The organism is Anaerobacillus sp. MEB173 (genome assembly GCF_052119505.1).
GTDB lineage: Bacteria > Bacillota > Bacilli > Bacillales > JBJMAU01 > JBJMAU01.
Genome location: NZ_JBJMAU010000029.1, coordinates 1 through 21,178 on the forward strand (window position 1 = coordinate 1; position 21,178 = coordinate 21,178).

Sequence of the window (21,178 nt, forward strand, 5' to 3'; positions counted from 1 at the left end):
TTTACCTTACTTAACTTTTTAAGTATTCTACTTATTTAGAAATGGATAATTTGTAAATATTCCACAGTAGCTCAGTGGTAGAGCAATCGGCTGTTAACCGATCGGTCGTAGGTTCGAGTCCTACCTGTGGAGCCATTGCTTCCATAGCTCAGTAGGTAGAGCACTTCCATGGTAAGGAAGGGGTCATCGGTTCAAATCCGGTTGGAAGCTCCATAACAACATTGATGGTAACGCGGTTTCTCAAGTTGAGAAGCGGCTTTTTTAGTTTTACTATAGATATCATTTACATAAAAAGACACGCTCGTTCACAATCATGAACATGCGTGTCTTTTTTATTACTTAATAATGTGGTTGATCGGCGGTGCTCCTGGTGGAGCATTAACAATCATATCAATTACTGGGATTGTGTAAGCGAATAAGATGAAAATAAGTGTGATGCCAACCCAAAATGTCCAGTTCTCAAAGATTTTAGGCATATAGCTTCCATTGTATGCCTCGTTTGTAACAGGAAATTCAACATTTCCGTCTTTCGGCGCTCCAAGAGCTAAGTAGAAGAAGCTGATTGTCATGATTGTCGCTGAAATAAACAGGATAGTCCCACCGATACTTACAGTAATATGGTTTGCAAAGAAATTTGTAAACCATTCTAGTGCTTCAGGATGATCGGAATATGTTGTATATGCTGTTCTTCTCGGTGCACCGAGTAAACCTAGAATATGCATTGCCCCTGACATTAAAAGCATTCCAACTGTCCAAAGAATCGTTTGGATAATTCCAATTCGGTTCATTGTCGGTGATAATGATCTCCCTGTTAAATATGGGATTAACCAGTAGGCAACACCAAGGAATGTTAAAATAACAGTTGATCCAACTGATAAGTGGAAGTGTCCGACAACCCATAGCGTGTTATGAACTACCGCATTCATTTGGTGACTTCCGTTTACAATCCCTCCGGCACCCGCCAAAATGAAGAATAACATCCCGATAAATGGTGCTAGGAAACGAACATCACCATAAGGCAGTTTTTTTGCCCAACCGAATAAACCTGTCGTTCCTCTTTCTTTACCATAGAGCTCAAACATGGCAAATAGAGAAAAGGCGGTTAGTAAAGAAGGTGCTACGGCTCCAGTCAAAGTAAGGGCAACCTGAATATACTTCCAAAACTCGCTAATTCCGGGCTCCATTAATTGGTGATGTAGTCCAACAGGAAAAGAGAAAACAAGGAACAAAATAAATGTTAGACGTGCGAGTGAATCACTGAAGATTTTCCCGCCGATGATCTTCGGGATTACTGTATACCATGCGATATATGCAGGCATTAACCAGAAGTATACGAGAGGATGGCCAAAATACCAGAACAGAGTACGACTTAGTAGAAGGTTAATTCTGTCACTAAAGCCAAATGCCCAAGGAATCATTTGGAAAACAACTGTAGCTGCGACACCAAGTGTACTTAAAATCCATAATAGCATTGTTGCAGTCGTCATAAAGCCAAATAATGGAGTTTTTTCACCGGGATGGGCTTTCCTCCATGCGAAGTAATGCTTAAGCATGGCGATGGCCCCAATCCAGTTACCAATAACGAACAATGCTAAGCCGACATAGAAATATGGATTTGCTTGCAGGGGAGGATAGAATGTATATAGCACGTTGGCATCACCAATGATGATTAGTACGGCAGCGATCGCTGTACCAATAATCATTGTAATGAAGCCGACCCAGGCTGTTTTGCGAGCACCATCACTTAACGATCCCATTGTTTTACTTAAACCAGCATAACAAAAGCCATAGATAAAATAAGTTGTAAAAACAAGTGCTAAGAAAACACCGTGAGCTGTTAATAATGTGTAATAGTTAATCCCTGCTGGTAAATCAATAACCCCACCACGTGCTAATCCTTGCAATAGTCCAGCTAGAGCACCGAGAAAAAAGACAATAAACGCAACATACATATGCCCAAGGGTTAATTTTATGTCGCCTTTATGAATTTTAACCACTTCCTCGAAAGTATCCGATTTCAAAATGGCTGTCTTCATTATTCTGTCACCTCAATTCTCATTTGCATATAATGGTGGCCTGTACCGCAGTATTCATTACATAAGACTAAATATTCACCGGGTTCAGTGAAAGTATGTTCAACTTGGCCGACGTGCCCAGGCACGATCATCATGTTCACATTTGTTTTTGGAATGGTAAAACTATGAATCACGTCTCTACTTGTCACTCGAAAGATCACTTTTGAACCAACTGGAACTTCAAGTTTATTCGGCATATAACCAAATGCCATTGCAACAATGTTAGCGATATATGTTTGATCATCAATTTTTTCTAAGCCAGGATTGTCGAATGGTGCTGTAACATCAACTTGGGTAGGATCAATTGTAGTAGAGTGACTGGGAGGTTGGTTCCCCTGCGCAAATGCACTGATTCCTAGAACAAGTAAAAATACAAATAACATCCCTATACTGAATGTTAGCCAGTATTTTTCGTATCGATGTAAATGCATAATCTATTCCCTCACTTTCTATATCAGAATTACAATCTCGAAATAAAAAGGTTAAACACTGATACCCAGGTTATGAGAATAATAAAACCAATAACAAAAACAGAGAAAAGTGTCCCCTTAATCGGCTCTTCATGAACGTCTATCGAAATTTTTCTTTCCGCCTCCTGTTTTGTTTTTTTCTCCATACCAATCACCTCCAAAATCTAATTTTATAAAAAAATAGGAAAATTGATCTGTTTACATTAGTGTAAATGAACGATGGTAAGGAAAAATGTGACAAATATCACATCTTAATTTAACAGTCATTTATTGACAATATTTCACATCTTTGTAAAATTTAATATCGAAATATTGGGAGATTTTAGTCTAAAGACTTTATTGTCAAGTGGATATTTACTAAATTTTGTCGAACGATTCACAAAAATCTCAAAAATTGTATTAATTATTAGTTTATATTCGTGCTAATATTGAGTTGCCAAATATTAGTAGTAGTCTCCCTGTACTTAGAGTGTAAATAGGTCAAATTTCACTAATGGGATTCCTGCTGTAAAAGTAATTTAAAGGCTGGTGAATGTATGGGAAAACATAAACGGATTGGACAGCTATTAATAGAAGATGGGGCAATAACAGAACAACAGCTTACCGACTGTTTAGAACGACAGCGTGAAAACCATCAACCACTAGGTGAAATTTTAATTGAAAATGGATTAATAGATGAAAAACAACTAGTTATGGCCATCGGCAGGCAGTTAGGTCTCAAGTATATTGAGATTCATCAAACAACTATAGATGAAGAAGCGATTCATAAAATTAGCGAAACGGTTGCAAGAAAGTATTTAGTCATACCGATTTCATTGTCAGATCACGTTTTGACTGTAGCGATCTCTGATCCACTGAATCTATCAATTATTGATGATTTACACATCTTAACAAGTTATGACATTGAAGTTGTAGTAGGTGACCGAAAAGACATTGAATGGGCAATAAATCGTTACTATTTCCCGCAACAGTCTAACAAATTTGTGAATGAAAATGAGCAAGTAAAACGATCTGAGGAAGATAGATTATTAGAAGAACATAAAGAGGATGGACCGACAATTTTGTTTGTCCATTCGATGATTAGTAAAGGTTTAGCGATGTCAGTAAGTGATATTCATATCGAACCGCATGAAAAAGAAGTAATTATTCGTTATCGTATTGATGGAATTTTGTATGACACATTAATTGTACCTGCGAACTTAGAGTTTTCTGTAATCTCCCGTCTGAAAATTATGGCAAATTTGCACATCACAGAAAAAAGAAAACCGCAAGATGGTGGTTTTCATCTTAATGTAGATGGACGCTCTGTTGATGTAAGGATGTCGACAATTCCAACCATTTTTGGTGAAAAAGTTGTTCTGCGTTTATTAGAAAAAGAACAAATTATTGAAATTGACCAACTTGGGTTTTTACCAGACCATTTAGCAATGTTAAGAGACATATTGAAATTTCCCCATGGCATCGTCCTTATTACAGGACCTACCGGTAGTGGGAAAACAACGACACTATATGCCATGTTAAATGAAATAAATAATTTAGAGAAAAACATTGTTACCATTGAAGACCCTGTTGAATACGTACTTCCAAGGATCAACCAAACACAAATTAATTTTAAGACGGGGATTACCTTTGCTTCGGGACTTCGCACCATGCTAAGGCAAGACCCAGACATCATTATGGTAGGGGAAATTCGAGATGAAGAAACTGCAAAAGTTGCTGTGCAAGCTGCGTTAACTGGACACCTTGTTTTAAGTACTTTGCATACAAATACAGCGATTGGCAGCTTTTATCGACTTTTAAACATGGGGATTGAACCGTACCTTCTTTCCTCTTCATTAAAGGGAATGATTTCCCAGCGTCTTGTCCGTAAAGTTTGCTCAAAATGTAAGGAAGAAGTTGAGATTGACCAGAGCGTCTTTGAACGGCTTGGTTTACTCGATCAATTTAAAGATAGTAGCTTTGTCAAAGGAAAAGGTTGTTTTCATTGTCAGCAAACAGGTTACAGGGGCCGATTAGGTGTTCAGGAAGTAATCAAAGTAGATGATGAAATGAGGGTGTTCATAAATCGAAATGCTGCAGAAGAGGTAGCAACACAGCTACTTAAAAATAAGCAGGATTATCGTTCAATTATTGAAGACGGTATGATCAAGGCTAGTAGAGGTCTTACATCTGTTGAAGAGGTGCTTCGTATTCTTTATCAATAGAAGGGGGGAACATTGGTGCAAAGCTACAAGTTTTTTGCCAGAGATAATTATGGCAAACGGATTAACGGTAAGATGGAGGCGCATTCTCCACTAGAAATTGTTCGCAAGCTAGAAGGTACAGGCTACACCGTCACTCGTGTTGAAGAAAAGAAGCATGATCGTAATTTATTTGAAAAAAAAGTCTCTTTAAAAGAACTCGCCGTACTTTGCCGCCAGCTTAGCACGATGGTTCGTACTGGTGTACCGATTATCGAAGCGCTTAATACCATTGGAGGATTAGTAAAGGATAAGACATTAAAACAGATGTTACCGCAAATTTCAGAAGATATTGCTGATGGTTCAACACTAGCAGGTGCTTTTGAAAAACATAACAATCATTTACCGCCTATTTTTGTTAATATGTTGCGATCGGCTGAGGTCAGTGGTGATTTGGACCATACATTAAATGTCCTTGCGGAAAACTTTCAAAACGATCATAAGGTTCGATCGAAGGTAAAAAGCGCCCTTGCTTATCCGATTGTAATTATTATTTTTGCTAATGCAATGATTTTTGGATTAATAACATTTGCGTTACCAACTTTTATTGGAATGTTTGAAGGTACTGATACACCGTTGCCATTGATCACTCAGATTTTAATAGTAATTAATCGTTTTATAACGAATCAAGGAATCATCCTCTTTATTACGTTGATCATCCTTACAGTAATTGGAGTCAAATGGGGGACAACCGAATCAGGAAGACGAGCTATTGATTATAGTTTAATGAAATTACCGCTAGTTGGTGATTTAGTAACAAAAACAGTGGTCTACCGCTTCAGTCAGTCTTTACGTGATTTATATGAAAGCGGCATTTCGGTTGATGAATCACTGGCGATGACATCAAAGATCGTCAATCATAGCTACTTTAGTAAAAGTATCGACCGAGCAAGAGAAGAAATTCGCAAAGGAGCCGATATTGCTTCCTCATTGGATAAATCAGGGCTCTTTCCTCCTGTGCTAATATCTATGCTCCGAGTCGGTGAAAACACTGGAGATTTAAACACGCTGTTAACAGATGTTGCCACTTACAGCCAAAGAGAGTTAGAGCAAAAAATAGATCTATTCATCTCGTTAATTGAGCCCATCCTCATCGTTAGTATTGGTATTGTCGTTGGCGGAGTTATCGTCGGCATCCTGCTCCCAATGTATGATGGCATGCTTTTAATAAATAAGTAATATAAAAGCTTAGTAGAAAGAGAGTGAGAAACATGAGAATGAAAAAGAAACTTTTTAAAATACTACGAGGAGAAAGAGGCTTTTCATTAATCGAGCTGTTAATTGTCATTGCGATCTTGGCAGTGTTGGCTCTGTTAATTATTCCAAGGTTGACGACTACTCTAGATGATGCGAAAGAATCGACTAATGCGGCAAATGTAAAATTGATACAGTCAGCAACTGAACGGTTTCATTTTGATAAGGGGCGTTTTCCTACTAGTGTGGATGAGCTTAAAACTGAAAATTATATTGATGTGGTACCTACGGATCCATGGGAAAGAGCTGATAAAGGCTATTCTATTAATCAGATCACAGGAATAGTCGAAGCTCCAGAAAAGCCCACAAGTTAAAAAATAAAAGGTGCTATATGAAAAGATATTTTAACTCCCGTGGAACGACGTTACTTGAACTCCTCTTCGCACTGTTTGTTCTCACGGTAACTTTAACCGTAATTATTTCAGTCCTTATGAGTGGCAGAGCGGGTATTGTTTCATCATGGGATCGTACTGAAGCGAATTCTGCTGCTGTTCAGGTGCTTGAACAGTTAAAAGCAGCATCGTACAGTGAGGTCTTAGCAATTAAAAATAATGAGAAATCATTAGCAGCTGTAATAACGGTAGACTCTCATTATGAAATTAACGTTGACCTATTTGGCTATGAAGAGTATCCAAGCGAAGAAATGTTGCAAGTAGTCGTTACAGTGAGCGATTCTTCTGGTAAACGGCCGCTAGAAAAAGCGACAATTCTACGAAAAGGTGTAACTGATGATGAAGAAGATAATTAGTGTGCTTCGTAGTGAAAAAGGAATCTCCTTAGTTGAAATCCTTGTAACAATTGCTTTAATCGCGGTAGTAAGTGCATTACTGATGGTTTTTTTTCGGGAGGGTTTAATTAGCAGTAGTCGCACTATTGAAGAGTCGGAGCTGCAGCTAGATGTACGTCATAAGATTGATGTGATGATCAATGATATTCGTACGAGTAAAAGAGGGGAGTACGAAGGGCAATTATTCCCCTATATTGATAGCGCTGATCGCTTAATCCTTTTTTCTGGTTCGATTGATGATCCGAAAACAATCTCTTATTACAAAAGCGGGAATACACTTTACCGAAAGCTTGATGGACAAGACCCCACAATGTTTATAGAAAATAGTAAAGTGACATTTAGTGTAGAGACAGATCACCATATAAAGATCATAGCAGAAATAGAAGATACGATTGGCTATCACAATCAAGGACTTGAAAAAGAAATCGTCATCACAGCTTTTCCAAGAGGGAAAATCCCGCCGCATTAAGATTTTAAGGAAAGGAGCATGGAAATGAAGCAAAGCGTAAATAAAGTTATGAGTAATGAATCAGGCTCAAGTCTTGTATTCGCCATGCTCGTTTCTTTTCTCTTAATTACATCTGCAGCAATTGTCGTGCATTTTTCCAACACTGAACTACTAAGTGCTAAAAAACAAGACTATCAAACATCGGCATTTTATATAGCTGAAGCTGGATTAGAGCGGGCGATTAATGAGATTAATAAAAAACTGCCATTAGAACAGAATCCAGAAGATGTGCACTATAACAATGTTTTCTTTCAAGATGGAACATATAACGTAATCGTACAAGAAAGAAAAAATGCCCATAATGAATTGGTCGGGTGGGATATTGAATCGACTGGAAAATATGAGGGAGAGACTGAGGTGATTAATGCTTTTGTAAAGCAGCCAATTATTCAACAACCATACTCTTCTGATTTTAATTTTGCTCTCTTTGGTAATGAAAAAGTTATGGTTCAAACATTTTCAGCTTCAGTTTTGTTTGTTGTTAATATAACACATAAAATACAATTGACCGGAGATGCACATGGAAATGATAGGATAACCTTTAGGCACAATGTTCTTGACATACTAGGTTCTACTCCTAGAGTTAACTTAAATAATTATAATGGGAAAATCTCTAAAGTTAGTAGTAGTAATCGAAGTAATATAGAAGTTACAAGATGGAATCCTATTAATGAACCTAATAGATTTCCACAGTATGAACGTATTTTGTTGCCACGGTTTGATTTTGACCATGCACGAAAGATGGCTAAAAAACATGGTGTTTACCGAGATAGAAGTGTGACGAATGTTAACCTGCTAGAGATTATCAACCTGATCAATTTAATGCCAAATAGCGAGTTAATATTTATTGAGGGTGATTTAAATTTAATTGGGGTAGGTTCTACTTTACTTTCAGATTTACTGAGGAATTTTGATAATAAAACGATCATTGTAAATGGAACGGTGACAGGCTTGGACCTATTAAGTTCTAAAAATCTAAATATTATTGCAAAAGGGGATATTATTTCAGCTGGTATAGCCGATATTATTCCAGACCTTACCGGGGGGGCCCCTTTTAGAGGTTTATTATTCTCAGAAGGAGACATAACCTTTCATGCCAATTTAATTGTTAATGGTCATGTTGCTGGAAGAAATGTAAGTGTCGGTGCTAGTTTAAGTGAAGGTATTTTAAGGAATGTGCTTGGTGGGTTAACTCAAATTATCAATGGGTTACTAAGAATTGTTGGGGATGATATGCATTTAAAGTACGATGAAGATGTCTTCAATCTTCCATATAGCATCGGCTTTAAAGAAAATTACGTTGAAGTAGTTGAGCAAAGGGAGCGGTAAGGATGATGAAAAAACTAATAGCTTCCATTAAAAAAATTGCGATTAAAATGCCGAAGCTCGATTTGTCGAAAACGAAAGTCGGTATTCAATTGGGAGAACGGGCAATAAAGGTTGTTGTATTAAAAAAAGGCAAAAACAAAAGCTGGGAAGTTGTAAAAGAGATTGTTGAACCGATTTCTGAAGATATCATTAAGGGAGGAAAAGTTTTACAACCTGAGCTGCTTGGTTTGAAAATTAGAGAAATTTTTAGGGATGGCGAGATAAACGTAAAAAAAGCAGCATTGTTTTTAGAAGAAATGCTTTTTTTTACCAGACAAATAAATTTGCCAAAAATGCCGAAGAAAGAAGTGGAAACATCACTTCATTATAAAGCACAGTTAGATATCCCGGATGATATGAAGAAATTAACGCTTTCCTACTCACTAATAAATACAGTAGAAGAAGAAGGGATCGCTCGAAATAAGTATGTTGTAATTGCCGCTTATAAAGAGCAGATAAAACAAGTTGTTAGCGCCTTAAAAACAGCAGGATTATCAATTTCAATGTTTGGAACAGAGCCGGATGCTGTCTATGAAGGAATAAAATTTAGCGGGGCATTAAGTGAAGATAAAGAGCTGATTATGGCAGTGAAAATGCTTAACAATCGTATGATGATTGCTATTTATGATAATGGAAAACTCATCTATTCGCGTTATACACCTTTTGGTTTTGACTCTGAAGAATGGGGAGCGGAAATTGAAAGAAGTATAGTTAGTTGGGACAGAACGCATGTCCAGAGTCGGATACAAGAAGTGCTTTTACTTGGTGACAAAGAACGCTGGTCAATGATAAAGGAAAGTATTAAGAGTTCTTTAGAGATTGATGTGCGTGTTGTATCATTTCCGAATGCCCCTTGTATTGGGATTGCTAGTAAGGAATTAGGCTCCGATAATTTATATAAAGAACAGTCGTTACAAATTACGTCAGAAATGTCTTCAAGCACAAAAATAGCAATAACAGCAATAATAGTATTATTATTTGGTTTTATTTTTGTCCAAGGGCAGAGTATGCAATTAAAGAAAGACATAAATTTACTCGAAAAAAACATTGCATCAGCTTCAGAAACAGTTGCCTTGTTGGATCGTGAAATTGCAGTAAGAGCTTTGTTGAGTGAACTTACTGAGGTTCAATTAAATTTAGCTGATGAACATATTGATATTATTTCCATTATAAATAGAATGACCCCTCATCAACCAGCAAGCGTCCGGATATCACAGCTTAGTTTTTCAAGTAACCAATTAAACGTTACTGGGACAGCAGCCAACCAAGTTGATGTTATTGCCTTCTTAAAAGGGTTACAAAGTGATCCATACTTCTCTGTGATAAAGCTTAACCATGCAACTAGAAGTGATGAAGTTGTGCAATTTGTATTTGAAGTAAATGAGGTTAGATCAGGAGGTGGCCCAGAATATTGAAGAAACTAACAAAACGTGAGAAAACGTTACTAGCCATCTTTTGTATCTTTCTTTTTATTGTTGTTGGAATTAATTATTGGTTATTACCGACGCTCGATAAAATTGATAACTATAAATTAGAACGTGCGGATTTAATAATGGAATGGGAAAATATCGAATTTTATGTTGGACGTGAGGAAGAGATCGAGTCTAATATTTCTGAACTAGAAGGAGAAATTGAAGAGCTATTACAGCAATTACCGCCAAAGCAACAATCTCATTTATATTGGGAGCAATTATTAAATTTAGCGAGTGAAGCGGTTGTCAGTGTTGAGTTGTTACAAGAGGCTAATATCGACTCAGCTATGATGAGCGTGGAAATTCGGGTTGATGGCACATATCCTGCTTTGAAAACGTATATCGGTCTGCTTGAAACAATGCCTTATATGCTATCAGTGCTCCAAGGTAGTTTCCATCTAGAGGGTGATCATGTAGTGGCATCATTAGCCTTGCAATATAGTAATCATTCAATTCTATCCAGGGAAAGAACAGATGTTGATCAAATTGTAAGTAATTCATCAAGAAATCCGTTTGAAGTTGGACAATAACTTGTTACGTGACTACTTATTAAGAAATAAGTAGTCATTTTTACTTTAAAGGTAGTCGATAGAGATTTTAACTTGTGATAAATGGTAAACTAAATAGAGACATAAAAGACAAAGGAGAGGACCGAATGACAGTAGCAAAACTAACATCAATTCAAGTTGGTAAACCTCAGTGGCGTGGTGAAGAAACTGCGAGTAATCCCCTGGATCAACTTTGGTATAGTGCAATTCTGAAAAGAAGGGTAGAGGGCGAAGTTAAGGTTGGAAAAACAAATCTCGAGGGTGATGGTCAAGCTGATTTAGAGAATCATGGTGGAGTTGATAAAGCGGTATTTGCTTATCCGGAACGTCATTATCAGTTTTTTAAAAAGAAATTCAATCTTACTAAGCTTCCCTTTGGTTCGTTCGGAGAAAATTTAACAATTAATAATTTGATTGAAGAAGATATTTGTATTGGAGATACATATCAAATTGGTGACGTGATATTGCAAGTATCACAACCACGTCAGCCGTGCTGGAAGCTTTCCCGTCATTTTCGGATTAAAGAAATGGCTTATTTGATTCAAACAACAGGGAAAACAGGCTGGTATTTTAGAGTATTACATGAAGGGCAAATTGAACAAGGGCAAACAATTACCCTGGTAGAACGTCCTAATCCAGATTGGACAGTTGCCTTCTGTAATGAAATCATGCACACTGATAAGAAAAATTATGATTTAGCCCAAAAGCTTGCATCATGCCCTGAACTTGCAACTAGCTGGGTCAATACCCTTACTTCGCGTGTAAATAACAAAGCAGACAAAGATCCAAGTGCTAGATTATTTGGTCCGAATGATAAATAAAATTCAGAAAATAAAAATATCAAAAAAGGGGGTTGCAAAGAAACGGCAAAGTATTATATAATACTTTTTGTCAGCAAGACATCTTATCAAAAAAGATGACACTGTGGCCCGTTGGTCAAGCGGTTAAGACACCGCCCTTTCACGGCGGTAACACGGGTTCGAATCCCGTACGGGTCACCAATTACTTAATTTAAAATTATAAATGTATAATTAAAAATTATGGGAATTTTTCAATGGAGTCTTCATTGATTAGGCTCAAAATAATTTTACATTTCACTGGAGGATTAGCTCAGCTGGGAGAGCACCTGCCTTACAAGCAGGGGGTCGGCGGTTCGATCCCGTCATCCTCCACCATATATGCCGGCCTAGCTCAATTGGTAGAGCAACTGACTTGTAATCAGTAGGTTGGGGGTTCAAGTCCTCTGGCCGGCACTCTTCATTTAATGTTGTGGAGGGGTAGCGAAGTGGCTAAACGCGGCGGACTGTAAATCCGCTCCCTCCGGGTTCGGCGGTTCGAATCCGTCCCCCTCCACCACTTTAATACGAGCCGTTAGCTCAGTCACGAGCGGTACAACTTTGGAATTTCAACAAGTTGTTTCGACGCAGCAGTCTACAGAGCAGTACTAGTAGAGGAAGAAACAGGTAAGGTCGCGGAGCAAGACATCGTCCGTAATCTTCATGATAAGCATCATTGTATAAACTATGAGCCATTAGCTCAGTCGGTAGAGCATCTGACTTTTAATCAGAGGGTCGAAGGTTCGAATCCTTCATGGCTCACCATTCTTTTTAAGGATTTTGTTATTGTAATGCGGGAGTAGTTCAGTGGTAGAACACCACCTTGCCAAGGTGGGGGTCGCGAGTTCGAATCTCGTCTTCCGCTCCATATTGCGGGTGTAGTTTAGTGGTAAAACAAGAGCCTTCCAAGCTCTGGTCGTGAGTTCGATTCTCATCACCCGCTCCATGTCTTTTAAATTGAAAATGTAAAATGGTTAAAGCGCAAGCTACGTAGCTTTACTTTCACTAATTCTAAATTTTAAATTTTACATTCTAAATTAAATATGGGGCCTTAGCTCAGCTACGAGCAATTCTTCATCGATGAACTACGAGTTGTTTCGACGCAGCAAGCAACGAAGCGATACTAGTAGAGGAAGAAACAGGGAAAGGCTTCATTGGAAAAACATCATATAAGCTTCGGGGCCTTAGCTCAGCTGGGAGAGCGCCTGCCTTGCACGCAGGAGGTCAGCGGTTCGATCCCGCTAGGCTCCACCATACATATTGTTTTCTTAACCTTAGATTAACTAGATCTAAGGTTTTATTTATTTTTAAATAATTTGTCCTTTCTGTTTGTGTAAAAAATAGCAATTTCATTACATATACTCAATTATAATTTTAATCATGTTAAAATAAGCTTAGCTTAAAATAAGTGAAACCTTTTTGCGTTTAAATTCGTAGAGAAGGGGAGCCGCATCAGGCGGAGGTTATATAAAATGGATGACGTTGTAAAAAGAATTATTAAACAAGTAAAAAATGGTGACCAACAAGCTTTTGCAGAATTGGTAGAGCTTTATAAAAACAAAGTATATCAAATATCCTACCGAATGGTTGGGAATAGCCATGAGGCACAAGATATAGCCCAGGAAGCTTTTCTGCGAGCTTATACAAATATTCATAGTTATGATCATAATCGCAAATTTTCAACTTGGTTATTTCGAATTGCTACAAACCTCTCCATTGACCGATTAAGGAAGAAAAAACCGGACTATTATCTTGACGCTGAAGTGGATGGAACAGACGGTTTAACTGGTTATTCACAAATAGCTGCTGATCAAGATCTACCGGAGGATCAAGTAGTTGCTTATGAAATGCAGGAGTGGATTCAAAATGAGATCTTGCTTTTGCCGCCAAAATACCGTTCAGCAATTATTCTAAAGTATATAGAGGATCTTTCGTTAAAGGAGATTAGTGAGATTTTAGACATACCAGTACCAACAGTGAAGACAAGGATTCACAGGGGTAGAGAATCTCTTAGAAAGAAGTTACGTCATGTTTAATAAAGGGGTGTGTGATCATGGGTTGTGAACAAAAAATGATCGCCTTAATTCATAAATATTTGGATGGAGAAACTAGTGAACAAGAGCGTAAGCAATTATATGATCATCTTGATCACTGTGAAGAGTGCAATACACATCTTAATCAATTGAAGAAATCAATTGCGTTTATTCAGAGTGCCTCGCATATTGAAGCGCCTAGTAATTTTACGGAAAGCTTAATGGGGAAGCTGCCTAAGCAAAAAAAGGGGCCAAAGTGGAAGAAGTGGATGAAAAACCACCCAATGCTTGTCGCGGCATCTTTCTTTGTTTTATTAATGGCTGCTAGTGTCTTTTCGGTTTGGAGTGATAACCAGCAGGAGTTAACAGTTACCGGGCACGCTAATCTGCAAATTGATAAAGAGCGTGGCGCCGTAATCGTTCCAAGTGGTGAAGTGGTCGAAGGCGATCTAGTAATAAAAAATGGTGTGCTTGAAATTGAAGGAGAAGTAAAAGGGAATGTCACCATTATTAATGGTGAACAGTATTTAGCGTCAACAGGAACTGTTTCCGGGGATATTAAGGAAATAAATCAAGTATTAGAATGGGTATGGTACCATATCAAAGATTTCTTTGTTGATGTATTTTCTATTTTTAATGGGGAGTAGGGTTATCCTATTCTCCTTTTTCTCATCATTGTAAATGAATGTAAGGAATCGCTTCATTAGGTTATGAAATGGAAATAATGGAGCAGATAAAGTATGATATAATATGTAGGTTATAAAAAAAGAACAGAATTGTTATGGAAAGCCTGTTATCACTGATAAAAAGGTTTGGAGGAAGTGTAATGTTTCCTATTGGAGATTTCCAGTTACTTAATTATCTTGGAAAGATTATTGATATTTTATTAGTTACATACGTGATCTATAAATTAATTATGGTTATTCGTGGAACGAGAGCTGTGCAATTGGTCAAAGGGATAACTGTTATTTTAGTTGTATGGTTTTTGAGTACCTACCTAGGACTTAGAACGTTAGGGTGGTTGATGACTCAAGCTGTTACATACGGGTTATTAGCGATCATTATTATCTTTCAGCCTGAGTTGCGCCGGGCATTAGAGCAGTTAGGTCGCGGTCGTTTTTTCTCTAGAAGCAATGTTCCGGAATCCGAGGAAGTTGAAAAATCAATTAATGCCGTTGTAAAAGCTGCAACATATATGGGAAAGCGGAGAATCGGGGCGCTTATTTCCCTTGAACGTGAAACCGGTATGAATGATTATGTTGAGACGGGTATTTCGATTAACGCTAATTTAACATCCGAATTATTAATTAATATCTTTATTCCAAACACCCCGCTTCATGATGGGGCTGTCATAATAAAAAATAACCAGATTATAGCAGGAGCATGTTACTTGCCGCTTTCTGAAAATCCCTTTATTTCTAAAGAGTTAGGAACAAGGCATCGCGCCGCACTGGGGGTTAGTGAGGTAACTGACTGTATAACGCTTGTTGTATCAGAAGAAACTGGGCATTTATCATTAACGAAAAATGGAGAGCTCCATCGAAATTTAGACGAAGAGGCATTGCGTACTTTATTAGAACAGGAGCTTATTGATAGTACGAAGCAAACTTCCTCACCTCGTTGGCAATGGAGGGGAAAGAAAAATGGATAAAATGTTTAATAGTCCATGGTTTATCAAGTTAATCTCATTATTTTTAGCTTTGATGCTTTATACAATGGTAAATATGGATAATCCGTCACAACCGGGTGGATTGCCGACAATCACAGAAGGATCATATGTCCTTGAAAATGTTGAACTTGTTCCTTACTATGATGAGGAAAATTATGCTATTACCGAGATACAAGATAGTGTAAAAGTGAATTTACGCGGGCCGCAAAATGTTCTAACAATGTTACAAATCGCCAGGCCTTCATACGAAGTGTATGTTGATTTGCAAGATAGAGAGCCGGGGGTTCACCATGTTAGAGTTCAGCATCGAGGGTTTCCGCCGGAATTATCAGTATCTGTTGTTCCGCAATATGTTAGAGTTACGATTCAGGAGAAGCAAACCATTTCATTACCTGTAGAAATAGATTTAGTAAACAAAGGAGAAGTTGCAGAAGGTTATACAATTGGTACGCCGATTGTTACACCAGTGAATGTAGAAATCACTGCAGCTGCTGATCAAATTAGTAAAGTAGCGATTGCGAAAGGTTATATTGATGTTGCCGGTGCATCGAGCACGATTGAAAGAAGTGTCCCGATAAAAATATACGACGAGCAAGGTAATGAACTTCACCTAAATATTGAACCGGCAGTTGTTGATGTAAGAGTACCGATCTCCAGTCCATTCAAAACAGTCCCATTGAAAATTACGAGAACTGGCTCGTTGCCAGAAGGGCTAAGTCTACAATCCATAACGCCAGAGCCAAAGGAAGTAACCATTTACGGGCCCTTAGAAGTGCTGGATAAGATTACTTTTATTGAAGGTGTAGTCGTTGATTTGTCGAAGATTAGAGAAAATACAGTACTTGAGTTGACAGTACCACGGCCTGACGGAATTGAACGAGTCACTCCGGAGAAAGTTTCTGTTGCAGTGGAAGTTGGTCAAGAAGAAGAGGTGGAGTTTTCGGCAATCCCAATTGATATAACTGGATTGTCAGAACAGTTAATCGCATCATTTCTTACGCCAATCAATGGGAAGATAAATGTTATTTTAAAAGGTACTGATGAAGTGTTAGATAAGGTAACAGTACAAGATGTCTATGCTTATATTGATCTAAGTCAATTATCTGCGGGGGAACATACTGTACCAATTACAATAAATGGACCGCAAAATATAAATTTCTTTAAAAGTATACAAGAAGCAAGGATAAGAATTACGGACCAAAATCAAAATGCTGAGATAGATATCGATGAGAATCAAGAAGATATAGAAACGAGCGAAGAAATTCCAACGGAAAATGAAGCGATAGAATAATTTATGAGTTTGTTGAAGGAGAGATCTTTATGGGAAAGTATTTTGGAACTGATGGAGTGAGAGGAGTAGCTAATAGCGAACTTACTCCTGAGTTAGCATTCAGGTTAGGTCGATATGGTGGTTATGTGTTAACAAAAGAAACGAATAAGCCGAAAGTTCTTATTGGGAGAGACACACGTATTTCCGGACATATGCTGGAGGGAGCATTAGTAGCTGGGTTATTGTCAATCGGTGCAGAGGTCATGAGATTGGGTGTGATTTCAACCCCTGGTGTTGCGTATTTAACAAAAGCATTAAGTGCTCATGCGGGAGTAATGATTTCAGCTTCGCATAATCCAGTCGCCGATAATGGGATTAAGTTTTTTGGTCCGGACGGCTTTAAATTATTAGATGCACAGGAAGAAGAAATTGAAAAGCTGTTAGATGCTGAATCTGATAGCTTACCACGTCCAGTTGGTGCAAATCTTGGTCAGGTGAATGATTATTTTGAAGGTGGCCAAAAGTATCTGCAGTTCTTAAAGCAAACTGTAACAGACGACTTTACAGGAATCCATGTTGCACTGGACTGTGCTAATGGAGCTGCATCATCACTGGCACCACATTTATTTGCTGATTTAGAAGCGGATATTTCAACAATGGGGACATCGCCAAATGGAATAAATATTAATGAAGGTGTCGGTTCAACGCATCCGGAGGCTCTGTCACAATTTGTAAAGGAGAAAGAAGCAGACATTGGATTAGCATTTGATGGGGATGCTGACCGTCTCATTGCAGTTGATGAAAATGGAGACATCGTTGATGGTGACCAAATCATGTTCATTTGTGCTAAATATATGAAAGAGCAAGGATTCCTAAAGCATCATACCGTTGTTTCAACTGTGATGAGTAACCTCGGTTTCTATAAATCGTTGGAAGAGAATGGGGTTGAAACGAAACAAACATCTGTTGGTGACCGTTATGTAATGGAAGAGATGCGTAAAGGCGGCTACAATTTAGGCGGAGAACAGTCAGGACACATTATTTTCCTTGATCATATTACTACAGGTGATGGGATGCTCTCAGCATTACAGTTAGTGAACATTATGAAAGCAACAAAGAAACCATTATCAAAATTAGCTGGTGAAATGAAAAAATTCCCACAAAAGCTTGTAAACGTCAAAGTAGCTGATAAAAATCAATTATATAGTAATCAAGCAATCACTGAAGCGATTGAACGAGTTGAAGCTGAAATGAACGGTGATGGTCGAGTATTAGTTCGCCCATCTGGTACCGAGTCGCTCGTAAGGGTAATGGCTGAAGCATCGACTGAAGAATTGTGTGAACACTACGTTGATGAAATTGTTGCTGTAGTTAAAGTACAATTAGGTGCTGCAGACGAATAATAGAAAATTAATATGCATGAATAGCACAAAATTTGTTATTCATGCATATTTTTTTATTATAAGTATGGTTAAGTATAATAAGTATCTCTTTTCAGTAGGATAGTATTAAGGAAGATAGAATATTTTTATAAAATACAGTTTTCTCCACTGCGGTAACATAGGGAAAAAGAAGTAATTGACGGTCTTTTGTAATTTAGGTATGATTAATTGTGATTTTATTGGAAGGAGGATAGAGTGATTCGTTTTTATTAAGCGCCAGGACTATTCTATAACGTACGGTATTGTTGGAATAGTTGACGAGGAAGAGGTTCATCGAAGTTCGGCGGATGCCTCTCGGTTGCAACATCACAACCGCAAATCTTTGCCAAAAACAATGAGGTGACTTTTTGGACAAAAGCAAAGGTACTGATGTCTTTATATTATTAATGATGGGGCAAGTAAGGCCCCGAATTTCTTGCCCCCAACAGGAGGTTTTGTGATTATGTGTGGTATTGTTGGATATATAGGTAATAATGATGCAAAGGAAATTTTATTACGAGGATTAGAGAAGTTAGAATATAGAGGATACGATTCAGCTGGGATCGCTGTAATATCTGAAAATGGTGTGCAACTATTTAAGGAAAAGGGACGCATTGCTTCATTAAGAGAAGTCGTTGATCCAAATGTTGAATGTACATGTGGAATCGGTCATACTCGTTGGGCAACGCACGGACCACCAAGTAAGACGAATGCTCACCCTCATCAAAGCTCATCTGCACGCTTTACACTTGTTCATAATGGTGTGATTGAGAACTACGAGAGCTTAAAGCGTGAATATCTACAAGGTGTTCAATTAGTTAGTGAAACTGATACGGAAATCATTGTACATCTAGTAGAGCTTTTCATGAAAGAAGAATTATCAGTAGAAGCAGCATTCCGCAAAACTCTGTCATTATTAAAAGGGTCGTATGCAACTGCATTACTCGATAATGAAGACAGTGATCGTATTTATGTAGGTAAGAATAAGAGTCCATTATTAGTTGGACTTGGTGATGGTGTCAATGTTGTTGCAAGTGACGCACTGGCAATGCTTCAAGTTACGGATCGTTTTGTTGAACTAATGGATGAAGAGATCGTAATCGTTACTCGTGATTCTGTAACAATTAAGACATTAGACGGTATTGTGATTCATCGTGAGCCATACATTGCTGAGCTTGATGCAAGTGATATTGAAAAAGGCACATACCCTCACTATATGCTCAAGGAAATTGATGAACAGCCGTTAGTTGTTCGAAACATTATTTCTAAGTATCAAGACGATAATGGAAATGTTGTTTTAGAGGAAGACATTCGTGAGGCGATGAAAGCTGCAGACCGTATTTATATAATCGCAGCAGGAACGAGCTACCATGCAGGCCTTGTTGGAAAACAATTAATCGAAAAGCTGGCGAATAAACCAGTTGAAACACATATTGCCAGTGAGTTTTTATATAATATGCCACTGGTTTCTGAGAACCCGCTGTTTATTTTTATCTCACAAAGTGGAGAAACAGCTGATAGTCGTGGCGTGTTAGTTAATGTAAAGAAAAAAGGCTATAAGGCGTTAACAATTACAAACGTTCCAGGATCAACTCTTTCTCGTGAAGCAGATTATACACTGCATACATTTGCTGGTCCGGAAATTGCAGTTGCTAGTACGAAAGCATACACTGCGCAAATGGCGATATTAGCACTTTTAGCAGTCGATACTGCCAAAAATAGTGGCATTGAGTTTGATTTTGATCCAATTCAAGAGTTAAGCATTGTAGCTACAGCGATGGAAACACTATGCGACCAAAAGGAAGCATTTGAAAAAATTGCAAGAGAGTATTTAACAGTTACTCGAAATTGCTTCTTTATCGGTCGTTCTGCTGACTACTATGTTTGTCTCGAAGGTGCATTAAAACTTAAGGAAATATCATATATTCAAGCAGAAGGGTTTGCAGGTGGAGAGTTAAAGCATGGAACGATTGCATTAATTGAAGAAGGTACACCAGTTATTGCACTGGCAACTCATGAGCATGTAAACTTAAGTATTCGTGGCAATGTGAAAGAAGTAGCCGCTCGAGGTGCATATCCATGCATTATTAGTATGGAAGGGCTTCATGAAGAAAGTGACCGCTTTGTAATTCCGGCAGTACACGAATATTTAACACCTCTTGTATCAGTTATTCCATTGCAGTTAATTGCTTACTATGCAGCTCTTCACCGTGGCTGTGACGTAGATAAACCTAGAAACCTGGCTAAGTCAGTGACTGTGGAATAGAATATAAAAGGTAATAGAGATGGTCGTAATAGACCATCTCTATTTTGCTATAAAGAGTATGTGAAAAAAGGGTTGAACAGAAATGAAAATAAATATAGTCAGAGGCATAGTTATTTTAATGTGTCTTTCGCTTGTTACTTTTATAGTGCATTCGGGGTTTAGTATATGGAGCTATGCGGAATATAATCAATTAACTAAGGCTGATGCAGCTATAGTTCTTGGCGCTGCCGCTTGGGGCGATGAACCATCACCTGTTTTTCGTGAAAGAATTAATCACTCGATTTGGCTTTATGAAAATGGTTATGTAGATAAAATTATTTTTACAGGTGGTAAGGGTGAAGGTGATAAATACTCGGAGTCAGAGGTAGCAAGAAAATATGCGTTAAAACATCATGTCCGAGGAGAAGATATTTTTATCGAAACAAAGTCAAAAATAACAGAAGAGAACTTTAAATATGCCAAGGAGATTGGTTTTGCAAATAATTTAAAGACATTCATTATCGTGAGCGATCCCTTACATATGAAGCGGGCAACCTTAATTGCCAAAAATTTTGGGATGGAGGTCTACTCCTCACCGACCCCAAGTTCAGCGTATCAATCAAAGGGTAGTAAGATTCCTTTTTTCTGTCGGGAATTATTTTTTTATCTAGGATATAAGGTTAGTTTGCTTTTTCGATAAAATGACACTAATTAATCGCTAACAAAATAAAAAGGTTGTTTTACCTTTTTATTTATGATAAAGTAACAATTCTAAGCGATATTTTTTCAATAATGGTTTTATAAAAGAGAAAGTGTTGCGTAGAAAAGTTTTATGTGGTATATTATTTCTTGTCGCCAAATCCTCCGTTGTTGTTAAGTTTTTAACAACATTGATGAGGTTGATAAAAAAACACATAAAAAGTTATTGCGTAGAATTTCAATGTGTGTTATAATAAATCTTGTCGTTGATTGAGCGGCACCC

At 37.8% G+C, this 21,178-nt stretch carries 19 protein-coding genes and 10 tRNA genes; 26 read left to right on the top strand and 3 right to left on the bottom strand.

Going from position 1 to position 21,178, the window contains the following annotated elements; translation table 11 throughout:
• Positions 1 to 60 precede the first annotated feature (60 nt).
• Both ACJ2A9_RS22685 and ACJ2A9_RS22690 read left to right on the top strand, forming a co-directional pair.
• Positions 61 to 135 (top strand) — tRNA-Asn (locus ACJ2A9_RS22685).
• A gap of 2 nt (positions 136 to 137) precedes the next feature.
• Positions 138 to 213: transfer RNA gene (locus tag ACJ2A9_RS22690), tRNA-Thr, on the top strand.
• 122 nt (positions 214 to 335) lie between these two features.
• Here the strand turns inward: ACJ2A9_RS22690 and ACJ2A9_RS22695 are convergent.
• The 3 genes from ACJ2A9_RS22695 to ACJ2A9_RS22705 are packed head-to-tail and all read right to left on the bottom strand — an operon-like array spanning position 336 to position 2,691.
• Complete coding sequence (locus ACJ2A9_RS22695; protein ID WP_441423984.1) at positions 336 to 2,036, bottom strand: b(o/a)3-type cytochrome-c oxidase subunit 1; 1,701 nt, start codon at positions 2,034 to 2,036, stop codon at positions 336 to 338.
• Entirely contained in the window at positions 2,036 to 2,506 is a 471-nt protein-coding gene (locus ACJ2A9_RS22700; protein ID WP_441423985.1) for a cytochrome c oxidase subunit II, read from the bottom strand. The genes ACJ2A9_RS22695 and ACJ2A9_RS22700 overlap by 1 nt, the downstream gene beginning before the upstream one ends.
• 29 nt (positions 2,507 to 2,535) lie before the next feature.
• Positions 2,536 to 2,691: a cytochrome c oxidase subunit 2A gene (locus ACJ2A9_RS22705; protein ID WP_441423986.1), complete on the bottom strand. Its 156-nt coding sequence runs from the start codon at positions 2,689 to 2,691 to the stop codon at positions 2,536 to 2,538.
• A 390-nt stretch (positions 2,692 to 3,081) separates the two neighbouring features.
• Here ACJ2A9_RS22705 and ACJ2A9_RS22710 point away from each other — a divergent pair, with 390 nt between their 5' ends.
• From ACJ2A9_RS22710 to ACJ2A9_RS22825, 24 genes are all read left to right on the top strand, one after another.
• On the top strand, positions 3,082 to 4,749 hold the full coding sequence (locus tag ACJ2A9_RS22710) for a GspE/PulE family protein (protein ID WP_441423987.1): 1,668 nt from the start codon (positions 3,082 to 3,084) through the stop codon (positions 4,747 to 4,749).
• A 15-nt stretch (positions 4,750 to 4,764) separates the two neighbouring features.
• Positions 4,765 to 5,964, top strand: coding sequence for a type II secretion system F family protein (locus ACJ2A9_RS22715; RefSeq protein WP_441423988.1), 1,200 nt, complete (start codon positions 4,765 to 4,767; stop codon positions 5,962 to 5,964).
• Between the two features lie 32 nt (positions 5,965 to 5,996).
• Positions 5,997 to 6,353 (top strand): competence type IV pilus major pilin ComGC, encoded by a 357-nt coding sequence (locus ACJ2A9_RS22720; RefSeq protein WP_441424002.1) that lies wholly within the window; start codon positions 5,997 to 5,999, stop codon positions 6,351 to 6,353.
• A gap of 17 nt (positions 6,354 to 6,370) precedes the next feature.
• Positions 6,371 to 6,787: a type IV pilus modification PilV family protein gene (locus ACJ2A9_RS22725; protein WP_441423989.1), complete on the top strand. Its 417-nt coding sequence runs from the start codon at positions 6,371 to 6,373 to the stop codon at positions 6,785 to 6,787.
• Positions 6,771 to 7,295 carry a pilus assembly FimT family protein gene (locus ACJ2A9_RS22730; RefSeq protein WP_441423990.1) on the top strand — a complete coding sequence of 175 codons (525 nt, stop codon included), beginning with the start codon at positions 6,771 to 6,773 and terminating at the stop codon, positions 7,293 to 7,295. Before ACJ2A9_RS22725 ends, ACJ2A9_RS22730 begins: the two co-directional genes overlap by 17 nt.
• 24 nt (positions 7,296 to 7,319) lie before the next feature.
• Positions 7,320 to 8,663 carry a hypothetical protein gene (locus ACJ2A9_RS22735; protein WP_441423991.1) on the top strand — a complete coding sequence of 448 codons (1,344 nt, stop codon included), beginning with the start codon at positions 7,320 to 7,322 and terminating at the stop codon, positions 8,661 to 8,663.
• A gap of 2 nt (positions 8,664 to 8,665) precedes the next feature.
• The gene (gene pilM, locus ACJ2A9_RS22740; RefSeq protein ID WP_441423992.1) at positions 8,666 to 10,117 is read left to right on the top strand and encodes a pilus assembly protein PilM; all 1,452 of its coding nucleotides are present in this window, start codon (positions 8,666 to 8,668) and stop codon (positions 10,115 to 10,117) included.
• Positions 10,114 to 10,704 (top strand): hypothetical protein, encoded by a 591-nt coding sequence (locus ACJ2A9_RS22745; RefSeq protein WP_441423993.1) that lies wholly within the window; start codon positions 10,114 to 10,116, stop codon positions 10,702 to 10,704. Before pilM ends, ACJ2A9_RS22745 begins: the two co-directional genes overlap by 4 nt.
• Positions 10,705 to 10,829: 125 nt before the next feature.
• Positions 10,830 to 11,543 (top strand): MOSC domain-containing protein, encoded by a 714-nt coding sequence (locus ACJ2A9_RS22750; protein ID WP_441423994.1) that lies wholly within the window; start codon positions 10,830 to 10,832, stop codon positions 11,541 to 11,543.
• A 105-nt stretch (positions 11,544 to 11,648) separates the two neighbouring features.
• Positions 11,649 to 11,723, top strand: a tRNA-Glu gene (locus ACJ2A9_RS22755).
• A gap of 98 nt (positions 11,724 to 11,821) precedes the next feature.
• A tRNA-Val gene (locus ACJ2A9_RS22760) sits at positions 11,822 to 11,897 on the top strand.
• A gap of 5 nt (positions 11,898 to 11,902) precedes the next feature.
• A tRNA-Thr gene (locus ACJ2A9_RS22765) sits at positions 11,903 to 11,975 on the top strand.
• A gap of 18 nt (positions 11,976 to 11,993) precedes the next feature.
• Positions 11,994 to 12,078 (top strand) — tRNA-Tyr (locus ACJ2A9_RS22770).
• Between the two features lie 169 nt (positions 12,079 to 12,247).
• Positions 12,248 to 12,323: transfer RNA gene (locus ACJ2A9_RS22775), tRNA-Lys, on the top strand.
• A gap of 28 nt (positions 12,324 to 12,351) precedes the next feature.
• Positions 12,352 to 12,426 (top strand) — tRNA-Gly (locus ACJ2A9_RS22780).
• A 4-nt stretch (positions 12,427 to 12,430) separates the two neighbouring features.
• Positions 12,431 to 12,504: transfer RNA gene (locus ACJ2A9_RS22785), tRNA-Gly, on the top strand.
• 232 nt (positions 12,505 to 12,736) lie between these two features.
• A tRNA-Ala gene (locus ACJ2A9_RS22790) sits at positions 12,737 to 12,812 on the top strand.
• Positions 12,813 to 13,030: 218 nt separating this feature from the next.
• Entirely contained in the window at positions 13,031 to 13,594 is a 564-nt protein-coding gene (gene sigW / locus ACJ2A9_RS22795) for an RNA polymerase sigma factor SigW (RefSeq protein ID WP_441423995.1), read from the top strand.
• Positions 13,595 to 13,611: 17 nt separating this feature from the next.
• Positions 13,612 to 14,238, top strand: a complete 627-nt coding sequence (locus ACJ2A9_RS22800; protein ID WP_441423996.1) for a zf-HC2 domain-containing protein — start codon at positions 13,612 to 13,614, stop codon at positions 14,236 to 14,238.
• Positions 14,239 to 14,417: 179 nt separating this feature from the next.
• Positions 14,418 to 15,242: a diadenylate cyclase CdaA gene (gene cdaA / locus ACJ2A9_RS22805; protein ID WP_441423997.1), complete on the top strand. Its 825-nt coding sequence runs from the start codon at positions 14,418 to 14,420 to the stop codon at positions 15,240 to 15,242.
• Positions 15,235 to 16,551 (top strand): CdaR family protein, encoded by a 1,317-nt coding sequence (locus ACJ2A9_RS22810; RefSeq protein ID WP_441423998.1) that lies wholly within the window; start codon positions 15,235 to 15,237, stop codon positions 16,549 to 16,551. The genes cdaA and ACJ2A9_RS22810 overlap by 8 nt, the downstream gene beginning before the upstream one ends.
• A 29-nt stretch (positions 16,552 to 16,580) precedes the next feature.
• Entirely contained in the window at positions 16,581 to 17,933 is a 1,353-nt protein-coding gene (glmM, locus tag ACJ2A9_RS22815; RefSeq protein ID WP_441423999.1) for a phosphoglucosamine mutase, read from the top strand.
• A 481-nt stretch (positions 17,934 to 18,414) separates the two neighbouring features.
• A complete protein-coding gene (glmS, locus tag ACJ2A9_RS22820) occupies positions 18,415 to 20,217 on the top strand; it encodes a glutamine--fructose-6-phosphate transaminase (isomerizing) (protein WP_441424000.1) in 1,803 nt (600 codons plus the stop codon).
• A gap of 82 nt (positions 20,218 to 20,299) precedes the next feature.
• A complete protein-coding gene (locus ACJ2A9_RS22825) occupies positions 20,300 to 20,896 on the top strand; it encodes a YdcF family protein (protein WP_441424001.1) in 597 nt (198 codons plus the stop codon).
• Positions 20,897 to 21,178 lie beyond the last annotated feature (282 nt).